General features: G+C 46.0%; 10 protein-coding genes. 8 read left to right on the top strand and 2 right to left on the bottom strand.

Annotated features, from left to right (window positions below; genetic code table 11):
• The first annotated feature begins 83 nt into the window (after positions 1-83).
• The 6 genes from NSU15_RS26710 to NSU15_RS26685 all read left to right on the top strand — a co-directional run bounded on the left by NSU15_RS26710 (position 84) and on the right by NSU15_RS26685 (position 7,937).
• Positions 84-1,376: a homocysteine synthase gene (locus NSU15_RS26710; RefSeq protein ID WP_042131076.1), complete on the top strand. Its 1,293-nt coding sequence runs from the start codon at positions 84-86 to the stop codon at positions 1,374-1,376.
• 212 nt (positions 1,377-1,588) lie between these two features.
• A complete protein-coding gene (locus NSU15_RS26705; protein ID WP_042131075.1) occupies positions 1,589-2,665 on the top strand; it encodes a hypothetical protein in 1,077 nt (358 codons plus the stop codon).
• A gap of 419 nt (positions 2,666-3,084) precedes the next feature.
• Positions 3,085-4,224, top strand: a complete 1,140-nt coding sequence (gene aroB / locus NSU15_RS26700) for a 3-dehydroquinate synthase (protein ID WP_076120293.1) — start codon at positions 3,085-3,087, stop codon at positions 4,222-4,224.
• A 344-nt stretch (positions 4,225-4,568) separates the two neighbouring features.
• Complete coding sequence (locus tag NSU15_RS26695; protein ID WP_339288169.1) at positions 4,569-6,533, top strand: heavy metal translocating P-type ATPase; 1,965 nt, start codon at positions 4,569-4,571, stop codon at positions 6,531-6,533.
• A 156-nt stretch (positions 6,534-6,689) separates the two neighbouring features.
• Entirely contained in the window at positions 6,690-7,631 is a 942-nt protein-coding gene (gene trxB, locus NSU15_RS26690; RefSeq protein WP_042131072.1) for a thioredoxin-disulfide reductase, read from the top strand.
• Positions 7,632-7,703: 72 nt separating this feature from the next.
• Positions 7,704-7,937, top strand: a complete 234-nt coding sequence (locus NSU15_RS26685; protein ID WP_339288167.1) for a glutaredoxin family protein — start codon at positions 7,704-7,706, stop codon at positions 7,935-7,937.
• 142 nt (positions 7,938-8,079) lie between these two features.
• On the opposite strand, the gene NSU15_RS26680 is transcribed toward NSU15_RS26685, so the two are convergent.
• Positions 8,080-8,280, bottom strand: a complete 201-nt coding sequence (locus NSU15_RS26680) for a hypothetical protein (RefSeq protein WP_042131070.1) — start codon at positions 8,278-8,280, stop codon at positions 8,080-8,082.
• Between the two features lie 201 nt (positions 8,281-8,481).
• Positions 8,482-9,642, bottom strand: a complete 1,161-nt coding sequence (locus tag NSU15_RS26675; protein WP_339288165.1) for an ROK family transcriptional regulator — start codon at positions 9,640-9,642, stop codon at positions 8,482-8,484.
• A 377-nt stretch (positions 9,643-10,019) separates the two neighbouring features.
• Here NSU15_RS26675 and xylA point away from each other — a divergent pair, with 377 nt between their 5' ends.
• A complete protein-coding gene (gene xylA / locus NSU15_RS26670; protein WP_042131068.1) occupies positions 10,020-11,336 on the top strand; it encodes a xylose isomerase in 1,317 nt (438 codons plus the stop codon).
• Between the two features lie 401 nt (positions 11,337-11,737).
• A complete protein-coding gene (gene xylB, locus NSU15_RS26665; RefSeq protein WP_339288164.1) occupies positions 11,738-13,234 on the top strand; it encodes a xylulokinase in 1,497 nt (498 codons plus the stop codon).
• Positions 13,235-13,418 lie beyond the last annotated feature (184 nt).

Raw genomic sequence — 13,418 nt, 5'->3', positions numbered from 1 at the left:
AAATGATGTCGTTTATGAGAGAATGAGTACAATTATTATTTGTTAAAGATTTCTATTCTTATTTATAAAGGGAGGAAATACCTATGTCAGAAGACCGTAAGCTGTCATTTGAAACTTTGACTGTTCATGCAGGCCAGGAAATTGATCCAACTACTTTCGCACGTGCTGTACCGCTTTATCAGACCACGTCTTATGGATTCCGTGATGCTGATCATGCAGCGGATCTGTTTGCGCTCAAAGAATTCGGTAATATTTACACTCGGCTGATGAATCCGACTACAGATGTATTTGAACAGCGTTTGGCAGCACTTGAAGGTGGAGCAGGTGCACTTGCTACAGCTTCCGGGGCAGCGGCTATTTCTTTCTCTATTCTAAATATTGCTGGTGCTGGGGATGAAATTGTATCTGCGGCAAGCCTATACGGTGGAACTTATAATTTATTTTCTACAACGCTGCCTAAGCTCGGCATTAAGGTACATTTTGTGGATTCAGACAATCCAGAGAACTTCCGTGCTGCGATTAATGATAAAACCAAAGCTTTGTATGCAGAAACCATTGGTAACCCACAGGGGAATGTATTAGATATTGAAGCCGTTGCAGCAATTGCGCATGAACACGGAATTCCTCTGATTGTGGATAATACGTTCCCAAGTCCATATTTACTGCGTCCGATTGAGCATGGAGCTGACATCGTTGTTCATTCGGCAACTAAATTCATCGGCGGGCATGGTACATCTATCGGTGGAATTATTGTGGATGGTGGTAAGTTCGATTGGAAGGCAAGCGGTAAGTTCCCAGGACTTACAGAGCCTGATCCAAGTTATCATGGTGTTGTTTATACGGAAGCTGTGGGTCCGATTGCTTATATTATTAAAGCCCGTGTTCAACTGCTTCGTGATCTAGGGGCTTCTATTTCACCATTTAACTCTTGGATGCTGCTGCAAGGGCTCGAAACACTCCATTTGCGGATGGAACGTCACAGCCAGAATGCGCTGAAGGTTGCGCAATATTTGGAGGCACACGCAGATGTAGAATGGGTAAGTTATTCTGGACTTCCTACTCATCCATCTCATGAATTAGCGCAAAAGTATTTACCTAAAGGTCAAGGAGCGATCCTTACCTTCGGTATTAAAGGTGGAAGTGCTGCGGGACGCAAGCTGATTGAAAATGTGAAGCTGTTCTCGCATTTGGCGAATGTCGGTGACTCCAAGTCATTGATTATCCATCCTGCAAGCACAACACATGCACAGCTGTCGGATGAAGAGCAAACCACAGCGGGAGTAACTCCGGAATTACTCCGCTTATCGATTGGTACGGAATCTATTGATGATATTATTTATGATCTGGAGCAGGCAATCGCCGCCAGTCAACAATAGAACAATGAAATTCAAGGAAGGCATTTGCTGCTATGCGGCGATGCCTTTTTTTTGTTATTTAATAAGGCTAAATTATTCACATCATTTGGCAACGCTTGCATATTTCATGGGAGGTTCCCGTATTTATAAGTGTGGTAATAAGATGTCGGTGGCATGATGTTTATTAACTTGGCGTACCGGCAGCAATCCAAAGATAAAGGGTGGGTGCGAAGATGAAGGGTGAACGTCAGCAGGATGGTTTTCGGAGTAGTGAAGAGCGCCCGTTCAAGTTCATGTATAAGGCCGGTGATCGGGCTGTAGGGATGGAAATGAGCCAAGCCGGATCCGTAGCCTCCGCTGCCGCAGAATTTATTACCGGGGTAGAGCAGAAGGATGTTGTAGAACCTTTGAACCGTTCTTATTTTAAACGACCTGGAGAACAGTCGGCCTTCTTAGTATTGCGTGAAGGACGTGAAGAACGAGAAGAGCGTCCGATTACACGGGAAGGCGCAAGGTCCGTTCAAGCCGGTCCTTGTCTGATACGAAGTGAGGAATGGCTGCTTGAACCTGAACTGTTTTGTCTTTATGAGCATTGGTTATCCAGTGAGGATGAGCTGCAGGCTAATCGAATGCTGCAGCGGATCTATTACCGATTGCAAGCAGCCACCACAGCTCTGCTGGAATCACCGGATGGTGAATGGGCAGCAGTCACCCTGCTGCATCCAGAGGAGCTTGCGGCGCAGCCCGCAAAGCTCGCCGCGCTTCAGGACGCGCAGCTCGAAGCGCTTTTTACTGCGGTGGCGGAGAGCCAGCGTCAAGGCGGCGATTGTCGCCTTGACCTGCTGGTCGCCTACACCGCAAGCGGAGCCGAATTCGCAGCAAAGCGCGAATTCATCGAGTTCGTGGCCGATCAGACACTCGGCCACGCTTATGCGGCGACGTGCCGCATCGGGGCGCTGATCGCGCCCGATGTGGAGCCCGCCGCCGCCGCGGAAATCGCGCGCATCGCCGATTTCCTAGTGCTCGACGGCGCGGCGAGCGAGCTCGCGCCGGAAGGGGCCGCCGCAGAGGGCTTCGCCCTGGCGGCGGGGGAGATCCTTGCCGCCGTGCGGAGCGTGAAGCCGGCGGCGGTAGTGCTCGCCGCGGGGACTCCGGCGGCGTCGGCTTTGGCCGATCTGTATCAGATCGGCCTCAGCGGGATCTTTTGCAGCGCCGGTCAGCGGACCGAAGCGCTGCTTAGAGCAGCCTGTCTGATCTGGATCGCCAGGCAGCAGGAAACATTGGATACTGCCGCCGGTGGAAGGCAGTAACACAGCGGGACGAAGTGGCTATCCCATATGCCACTTGCGATTCTAAATGAGACGACAGAGCAGTGATTCTCCCGTTATCGGAGGATTACTGCTCTTCATTTTGTGCGTTTTGACTGCTTGCTTCAAAAAAATATTCATCATCGCTTTGGGCACACGGACTCGGAGGACCCTATTTGTATGATTTATGCTTTTGGAGCACAGATTCGGACTCCAGAGAGATTATTCAATAGAAGCTGTGTTCGTATCGGCTAGCTCACAACCTTCCTGCTTTATCAACAATGTAGCTATTACGTCCACCAGGGGCACGTGGATTGGTGAGCGCACAATTTCTTTCAGCACTCTCATTCATTTTACATAAAAAGGATAATTATATTAGCGGATCGAATCTATTAGCATCCTACTGAAAAGAGGCGCTGTACATGTCCGCAAATTTTAGAGTTGCCCTGAAGAAGGTTGTTGACCACTCCTACGACATTGAGATCGGAGAAACTTTATTTAGCACATTAATAGAGGACTTAAAACGAGGTATCGTAGAAAATGTAAGCAAATTTGCGATAATTACGGATTCCAAAGTTGAAGCACTTTATGGACAAGCCTTGCTGGAACAGTTGATTCAGAATGATTTTCATGCGGAGCTTTTTTCTTTCCCCGCCGGAGAGAAATCCAAAACCCGTGAAACGAAGGCGTTGCTGGAGGATCAGCTATTAAGCCGTTCTTATGGACGAGATTGCTGTATTATTGCGATTGGAGGCGGGGCGGTAACAGATTTGGCAGGTTTTCTGGCAGGGACATTTGGCCGGGGAGTGCCGAGTTTGAACTATGCGACCACCTTATTAGCAGCAGCAGATGCATCCATTGGGGGAAAAACAGGCGTAAATACACCGGTCGCTACCAATCTAATCGGTGTATTTCATCAACCCAGAAAGGTCTACATCGACTTAGCGACATGGAGAACACTTCCGGTTCGTGAGTTGCGTAGCGGCTTAGCTGAAACGATCAAACATGCCTGCATGGCGGATGCGGGTTTTTTTGAGTATTTGGAGCAGAATTTGGAACAAGTTGTTTCTTTAGAGGGAGAGCTTATATTAAACCGAGAGGTCTGCGAACGGATTGCACTTTATAATTGTGAGATCAAATACGGTGTGGTAGAGAAGGACGAATTGGAGAGCAATCTGCGGCAAATTCTTAATCTAGGGCATACTGCGGGTCGAGCACTGGAGGCTTTAAGCGGTTATGAATTGTTACATGGCGAAGCTATTGCGATAGGTCTTGCTATTCAGGTGCAGTTAGCAGAGCGCTTGGGATATGTAACTCCGAACCAAACTCAGCGGGTGATTGCATTACTACAGAAGGCGGGTCTGCCGACTGAAATTCCAGCAACCATTACAGATCGAATGCTAATCGATAAAATGTATACAGATAAAAAAGTACGCAAAGGGCGCATACGGTTTGTATTCCAAGATGGGATCGGTTCGATGAAACGTTTTGAGGATGGATCTTATTCGACTCCAGTCGAGGAACATGTCCTAACAGAACTGTTAGATAAAATCCGCCATTAAGCGAGCAGCTGACATATACTCTAAAATTTAGGGCGGGTAGCTGAACAGATAGGCTTTACTTTTTCATTCCTGGTGGTATGATTAAAATATAAGTTGCACTAAGGAAATATAGTTGTACTATTGCAACAATGATTATCATTCTCACTACCTATAGTTATCAATCATGCTGTCCCGGCTAAGCCGGGGCAGCATGTGTCATTTTAGGGGTCTTAATAATGGCTCTCATTCTCACTTGGCTGAAGTTAGGCTCCACAAAACAAAGCGTATGCTTACGAAGCAAGTTTTGTTGCGAAGAAGAGTCACAGAAGGAACGCTACACAAAACTTTAAAGGACGGCGATTATTATGCAAGCAACATCAAAACATTTACCTCAGCAATCATCTATTTCCGGCAGTATGAAGAAGCCAGGCGCTCCAAAGCGCCGGTTCGATCCGCGTGCCATGCTTAGCAATTCCGAAATGCAGGCTGCTCTGGGCAGCGGACTGCTTATGCTTTTAGCATGGTCTGTTGGTGGATGGTCAGAAATTCTTTCCATAGCGCTCTATGTCATTTCTTATACGATTGGTGGCTGGAACAAGGCAAAAGAAGGCGTAGAAACGCTCGTCAAAGAACGGGATCTCGATGTGAACCTATTAATGATTGCAGCCGCACTAGGCGCAGCTTCCATTGGATACTGGAATGAAGGCGCCATGCTTATTTTCATTTTTGCACTCAGTGGAGCCTTAGAGAGTTATACGATGGAACGCAGCAAAAAGGATATTTCCTCGCTGATGGCACTCAAGCCGGCAACAGCTATGCGTATTGAACAAGGAAGTATGAATGAGGTCCATATCGACCAGCTGGTGATCGGAGATCTGCTGCTTGTACGCCCGGGAGATTTAATTCCGGCAGACGGTAAGGTATATCGGGGGGAGTCAGCAGTAGATCAGGCTTCCATTACGGGAGAATCGGTTCCTGTAGAGAAATGTGCCGGTAGCGAGGTTTTTGCAGGCACTGTTAATGGAGAAGGACCCCTTTATATTGAGGTAACGAAAGCAGCTGAGAACACCCTTTTTGCCAAAATCATCAAAATGGTAGAAGAGGCAGAAACGGAAGTTCCCAATTCGCAGCGTTTTATAAAAAGACTCGAAGCCATCTATGCAAGGGTTGTCGTAGCCTCGACCGTGGCACTGATTCTCCTTCCACCATTTTTGCTGGACTGGAGCTGGAGCGCAACCTTCTATAAAGCGATGGTGTTTCTAGTAGTAGCTTCACCTTGCGCCTTGGTTTCCTCCATTATGCCAGCGATGCTGTCGGCGATCTCCAAAAGTGCGCGAAAAGGGGTTCTTTTTAAAGGCGGGGTCCATCTGGAAAATATGGCACGCACAACGGTTGTGGCGTTCGATAAGACAGGGACGCTTACAGAAGGAACTCCACAAGTAACTGATTTTATTGCAGGAGAAGGCTACAGTCGTCAAGAGTTGCTAACGGTTAGTGCATCCATTGAGAATATGTCCCGTCATCCACTGGCGGAAGCGATTGTACGTAAAGCGGAAGAGGAAGGCCTGGAGCTACGGGGAGTGGAAGACAGTAAAACCATCACAGGCTGGGGGATTGAAGGTCAAATCGATGGACATCTCTGGAGAATCGGGAAGTCTAATTTGCTCGATGAGCTGGCTCAGTCTGCTATGAATCCTGAACTGGAGCATTGGAAACTTAAGCGGCAGCAGTTGGCTGAAGAAGGGAAGACCGTCTCCATCATTCTGGACGGCGAGCAAATTGCCGGAATGATTGCTTTGCAGGATACGGTTCGTCCACAAGCAGAAGCCGCAGTGCGGAAGCTACAGGAGCTTGGGATTAAAGTGGCAATGCTTACGGGTGACCGTGACGCTACGGCTCAGGTCATTGCAGCTACAACAGGGGTAGATCTAGTGTTTGCTGACCTTTTACCGGAGGATAAAGTGAAGCATATCAAGGCACTTCGTGAAAAGTATGGTCACGTTGTTATGGTAGGGGATGGTGTGAATGACGCACCTGCTTTGGCGACAGCAACCGTAGGCATGGGTATGGGCATGAAAGGGAGCGGCGCTGCACTCGAAATAGCCGATGTAGTGCTTATGAATGATAATATAGAAGAGATCGCTTCAACGATATCATTGGCGCGTCGTTCACAGCGTATTGTGAAGCAAAATATGATTTTTGCTGTGTCTGTGATTGCAGTGCTTATGATCAGCAACTTTGTGCAAGGGATCGCACTTCCTTTTGGCGTAATAGGTCATGAAGGCAGTACGATATTAGTGATTCTTAATGGACTAAGATTATTGCGATAAGATTTATCGAAATTAAATTGTTCACAAAATAGTTTTGGGGTGAGGGAGTCTGGCATATTGACATATTTGCTTTCAGTTATCATAATTAACACTACATTATAATTATTTTAATTAAGAAGCGACGTCATTGCCGTCTAGCTCAAGGAGGACATAGATATGTATAAATCAATAATTGTTGGAACTGGACCGGCAGGATTAACCGCCGCTATTTATTTGGCTCGTGCCAATTTGAACCCACTAGTAATCGAAGGACCCCAACCCGGTGGACAATTGACCACTACAACAGAAGTGGAGAATTTCCCTGGATTTCCTGAAGGCATTATGGGTCCTGACTTGATGGATAATATGCGTAAACAAGCTGAACGTTTTGGTGCGGAGTTCCGTACGGGCTGGGTGAACAGTGTAGAACTTGGAGAGCGTCCTTTTAAGTTGAATGTTGAAGGAATGGGCGTTCTTACTACAGATACATTGATCATTTCCACAGGCGCTACGGCAAAATACCTCGGTATCCCAGGGGAGCAAGATAATGTGGGACGCGGTGTAAGCACCTGCGCTACCTGTGACGGATTTTTCTTCCGTAATAAAGAGATCGTGGTTGTTGGTGGCGGAGATTCCGCACTTGAGGAAGCTGGCTTCTTGACTCGTTTTGCTTCCAAAGTAACTTTGGTGCATCGTCGTGGAGAATTGCGTGCTTCGAAGATCATGCAGGATCGCGTTCGTGCTAATGTTAAAGTAGACTGGAACCTAAATCGCACTCCACTGGAAGTGACTTCGAGCGACAGAGGCGTCAATGGTCTAAAAGTGCTTAACAATGAGACCGGAGAAGAAGAAATCATCGAAGCAAGCGGCGTGTTTGTTGCGATTGGTCACCACCCGAACACCTCTTTCTTAGGTGGACAGATCACAACCAATGCGGATGGCTATATCATGACGAACCCAGGCACTTCCGAAACCAATATCCCAGGCGTGTTCGCATGTGGTGATGTGCAGGATACTCGTTACAGACAAGCGATTACTGCAGCAGGTAGTGGATGTATGGCAGCTATGGATGCTGAGAAATATATCGAAAGCTTGGAGCACAGTGCAGTCATTCTATAATTTGGTTTGAAAAAAACTCAATGCTACATTAGATATCTTCACTGTATATCTTTTATAGGAGGAGGTCATACCATGGAGAAGGTTATTGTATATACCTCAACAAATTGCCCGCATTGCCGTCAGGTTAAGAGCTTTCTTAGCGAAAAAGGCGTTTCCTACGAAGAACGCAATGTCGAGCAGAATAATGATTTTGCGCAGCAAGTATGGGACATGGGAATGAGAGCTATTCCTGTAACTGTTATCGGTGAGCATAAAATTGTGGGCATGAACAAAACTCAGTTCGACAAAGCACTGGCGACTGTTTAAGTAAATAAGATTTCCGCAAGGAAATTGTAAGGGGCCGTTTCCGATCAGGAGGCGGTCTTTTTTATGATCTTTAAGTATACAAAAAATAGTCTGACGCTTTAGTGCGCAGACTATTTTTATGAAAGTAGATCTAGAAGTAGAGTTAGGTTTGAGTGAAAGATGTAATGATCTGAAATAGTACGTATACAGCAGCGCCGCTGCCAATAAGAATAAATCCTGATTTCTTTTTAGCTTGAAAAAAACGGAGCACACCGAGGCTGATCAAAGGGGCAATAATGAGCAGAAAAAGCAACACAGTGATGAACATCTGTGCCGAGATATCAGACGTATCAACATAGGTCATGGACTCGCTCTCCATTTCAAAAAAGGGGTTGTAGTGATAAATGTCACACTAGCTTAGCCTTTATTATATAGGATTTCTGTTCCTTTTACTGCACTTTTGATTCACTCAAAAGCGTCAATTTTACGTCAATTATTTATCTTATGAATTTTTGCCTATAAAGATGTTCAGTGAATGAACACAATTGATCCATCAAACTAATAATTATAGGGTCACTCGAATGTCGCCTAGGAATTGCATAACGGCAGAGAAACCTGCACCGATCATCGTTCCACGGCTGCCGAGCTTAGAGAATGTGATTTCGAGTTGCTGCTTGTGGTAAGGAAGAGTACGTTCAGCTACAACCCGGCGCAGCGGCTCACCAAGCCATTCTTCAGCCTCAGACAATGCTCCACCGATTACAATAAGCTCTGGATTGAAGCTATTGATTAGATTTGTCACCCCGATACCGAGATATTCGCCCATCGTTGAGAAGTGATGAAGGGCGTCTTCTTGTCCCCCAGCCGCATAACGAACCAGCTCTGGCGTAGTATGGGCAGGTAGGGGGAGGTCGGGATTATCATAGGTTTTCTCAGAGGCATATAACTCCCAGCAGCCACGACTGCCGCAACTGCAAGGCTTGCCTTGTGCTTCAATCGTCATATGTCCGGTTTCACCGGCATATCCTCTTGCACCCTTGTATAGCTCCCCACCAATAATAATTCCTGATCCGATCCCTGATCCCGCACTTATGTAAAGCAGATGCCTTACCTCTCTTGCCGCACCAAAGTTGAGTTCTCCCTGTGCGCCTGCGTTCGCTTCGTTATCAATGGTGACTGGGACAGAAAATTCAGCTTCCAGTATCGCCCGCAGGTCGACCATTTCCCAGCCAAGGTTGGGAGCAAAGAGTACAACACCATTTTCATCCACCATGCCAGGGACACCTACTCCGATACCGACGATGCCATAAGGCGATTCAGGAGCGCTGACAATCAAGCCGGAGATAAGCTTCTTCATTTGTTCCAGTACGTAAGGGAGATCATGATTGTCTAAGGAGAAATCGCTTTCGTAAAGAATGCCCCCACTCAGATCACATAAGACTGCTGTTAGCTGCTTTACCCGCAGTTCTATGCCAATTACACTGCCAGCCATTGTGTTGAAATGCAGCATTAACGGTTTACGGCCGCCGCTTGATTCCCCAGGTCCGACTTCGGTTACCAATTCTTGCGTGCACAGCTCAGCTACCAGATTAGACACAGTAGCTTTATTCAATCCGGTCATCTCTGAAACCTTCGCGCGAGAGAGTGGAGAGTGTCTTCGAATGGTATGTAGTACGATCGATTTATTTATTTTTTTGACCAGCGCTTGGTCTCCAGTAACCTTCACAAATCACACATCCTTCTTAAATTATAAGAAAGTATAAGCTTCACGGTATACTTTCTCCTTAAAATTCTCGCATAAACGCTTACCGTCTTTAAAGGGACGCTAAAGGCGTTTTAGCTTGGCATAGTTCCCATTTGTTGTATGCCACTTAGTCTAGAGTGATGTGCTGGAAATTGCAATACATAGCGTCTAGAGGAAATTTTCCAAGATAGATCTCCTATAATTGGGAAGCGGAGAGAGGAAGCTAGACAGAGCTCCAAAAAATGGACGAAAAAAACTTAAACAAAACTTTGTTTAACCAATATACAAAGTCCAAAAGATGTGTTAAGATGATCCTGTAAACGCTTGCGGGCGAAGTACAATTTGAGGAGGATTACACAATGGCTTATTTTGAGACAGTGAACAAAATCTCTTACGAGGGAAGCCGTTCCACCAACCCTTTTGCATTTAAATTCTACAATCCTAAAGAAGTCGTAGCCGGCAAAACTATGGAAGAACATCTGAAATTTGCAATGGCTTATTGGCATACATTAACTGCTGGCGGTTCCGATCCGTTTGGCGCTGAAACTGCTATTCGTAGCTGGAACAAATTGAACGGTCTGGACAAAGCTAAGGCTCGCGCTGAAGCAGCTTTTGAATTTATGGATAAGATGGACCTGCCTTACTTCTGCTTCCATGATGTGGACATCGCACCAGAAGGCGCATCTTTGCGTGAATTCTACAGCAACATCGACACCATCGTTGATATCCTTGAACAAGGCATGAAGACTTCCGGCAAGAAATTGCTGTGGAATACAGCTAATATGTTCACTAACCCACGTTATATGCACGGTGCAGGCTCCACTCCAAATGCTGATGTATTCGCACATGCAGCAGCACAAGTGAAGAAAGGTCTGGAAGTGGGTAAACGTCTAGGCGCTAGCAACTATGTATTCTGGGGTGGCCGTGAAGGCTACGAAGAGTTGCTGAATACAGATATGGGCCTTGAACAAGATAACATTGCTCGTCTGTTCAGCATGGCTGTAGATTACGCTAAGGAAATCGGCTTTGATGGTCAATTCCTGATCGAGCCTAAACCAAAAGAGCCTACGAAACATCAATATGATTTCGATGCAGCAACAACGATCTCATTCTTGCAAAAATACAACCTCGACAAGCACTTCAAGCTGAACCTTGAAGCTAACCATGCTACACTTGCTGGTCATACTTTTGAACATGAGCTTCGTGTAGCTCGTATCAACGGCATGCTCGGATCGCTTGATGCTAACCAAGGTGATACATTGCTCGGATGGGATACTGATGAATTCCCAGTTAACATCTACGATGCAACACTCACACTGTATGAAGTACTCAAGAATGATGGTCTTGGCAAAGGCGGAATCAACTTTGACTCTAAAGTACGTCGTCCTTCCTTCGAGCCTGAGGATTTGTTCCTAGCACACATCGCTGGTATGGATACTTATGCAAAAGGCTTGAAAGTAGCTGCTAAATTGATCGAAGATCGCGTATTCGAAGATTTTGTTGAAAAACGTTACAGCAGCTTCAATGAAGGTGTTGGCGCGGATATCGTATCCGGCAAAGCAACACTGGCTTCCTTGGCTGAATATGCTTTGAACAATGAGAACCCACGTCCTAACCAATCCGGACGTCAAGAATACTTGAGAGCTACACTTAACCAATACATTTTGGCTGAGTAGGATTTACAGGGAGCTTGAAGCTTAGGCTTTGAATCCAGTTTGAACAAATGCAACGGGGGTTGCTGAAGAGAGCATTCTTCGGCAGCCCCTTTTGTGTACAAAGAAATTCTAGAAACGCTCACAAAACTAAGTAGGATGCTTACGAAATAAGTTTTATTGCGAAGAGAATCAAGTAGCTAAGCTCCATAAAACTAAGTGGATGCTAACGAAGTAAGTTTTGCTCGAAGTAATTCAATGAAGCCTATGCTCACAAAACTAAGCAGGATGCTTACGAAGTAAGTTTTATTTCGAAGAGAATCAAGTAGCTAAGCTCCATAAAACTAAGTGGATGCTTACGAAGTAAGTTTTGTTCGAAGTAATTCAATGAAGCCTATGCTCACAAAACTTTTAGGAGGTCAAAAATGAAATACGTTATAGGTGTAGATTTGGGTACTAGCGCAGTGAAGACTGTGCTAGTGGACCCACAAGGCAAGGTGGCTTTTGAGCACTCTGAATCCTACCCGCTAAGCAGACCACAGCCGAACTGGAGCGAACAAAATCCAGAGGACTGGGTAAAAGGAACGCTGGTCAGCCTTCGTCGCCTAATTGAAGTATCGGGCATTGATCCATCGCAAGTTGATGGTCTTAGCTTCTCCGGGCAAATGCACGGATTGGTACTAGTGGATAAGGAAGGTCAAGTGCTTCGTCCGGCCATTCTTTGGAATGATACACGTACTACTGCACAGTGCAGAAGAATAGAGAAGACGCTCGGTGCAAAGCTTATTGAGGTCGCTAGAAACCGTGCGTTAGAAGGCTTCACGCTTCCTAAAATTCTATGGGTGCAAGAGAATGAGCCTGAGGTATTATCACAAGCGTACCAGTTCCTTTTACCAAAAGACTATGTGCGTCTCCGGTTGACCGGTGATTATGCGATGGATTATTCCGATGCTGCTGGAACGCTTCTATTGGATGTAGGTTCTAAAACGTGGAGTGCTGAAATTGCTGAAGCTTTTGAACTGCCACTTTCCCTTTGTCCTAGACTGGTAGAGTCCTTTGAACAGACAGGAACGTTATTGCCGGATATTGCTGAAGCATCTGGTCTCTTATCATCAACAAAGGTATTTGCTGGTGGTGCGGATAATGCATGTGGAGCACTTGGAGCAGGGGTTCTAGGTGAAGGCCGGACGATGTGCAGTATTGGTACATCTGGCGTAGTTCTTTCCTATGAGAGCAACAAAGATTTAAATCTCGAAGGTAAAGTCCATTTCTTCAACCATGGTGAAAAGGATGCCTACTATATCATGGGTGTTACTCTAGCTGCGGGTCATAGCCTTACATGGTTCAAAGAAACCTTTGCGGCAGACAAGAGCTTTGATGAATTGCTAAATGGAGTGTCTTCCATTCCAGCGGGTAGCGGCGGACTGCTCTTTACACCTTATATAGTAGGAGAACGTACACCGCATCCAGATGCGAATATTCGCGGAAGCTTTATTGGTATGGATTCAGGGCATACATTGACTCATTTTACACGTTCCGTATTAGAAGGTATTACCTTTTCGTTACGTGAATCCATCGAGATTGTACGTGATTCAGGCAAAGAAATTACAGAAATCATTGCGATCGGCGGCGGGGCTAAAAATGAGGCATGGCTCCAGATGCAAGCAGATATTTTCAATGCATCCATCGTGAAGCTTGAAAGTGAGCAAGGTCCGGCCATGGGAGCAGCGATGTTGGCAGCTTATGGAAGCGGATGGTTCGCATCCCTTAGTGCATGTGCAGAAGCCTTCATCCGTCCTGCGGATGTGTATACACCAGATCCAAAGCAAGCGGCAATCTATGACGGTTTATTCAACCTCTATCAGGAAGTCTACGGTCAGACTCGTGAACTGAATAACAAGCTGGCTGCATACCGCCAATAAAGTGCCATTGTATTTATAACTGATGATAAAGGTCTTTCGCATATGGCGGAGGACCTTTTTATAACCAGCTTAATTATGGAGGAGTGTGTGGATAGGTAATGTTCAAAATTGTTGCCGTTTTCATTATACTTCTGTAAAGTATGGGATATCATCAGGGCAGAGCTAAGCACTGGATGAGATAGTC

Source organism: Paenibacillus sp. FSL E2-0201 (assembly GCF_037963325.1).
GTDB lineage: Bacteria > Bacillota > Bacilli > Paenibacillales > Paenibacillaceae > Paenibacillus_AQ.
This window is presented reverse-complemented; position numbering and strand designations above follow the sequence as displayed.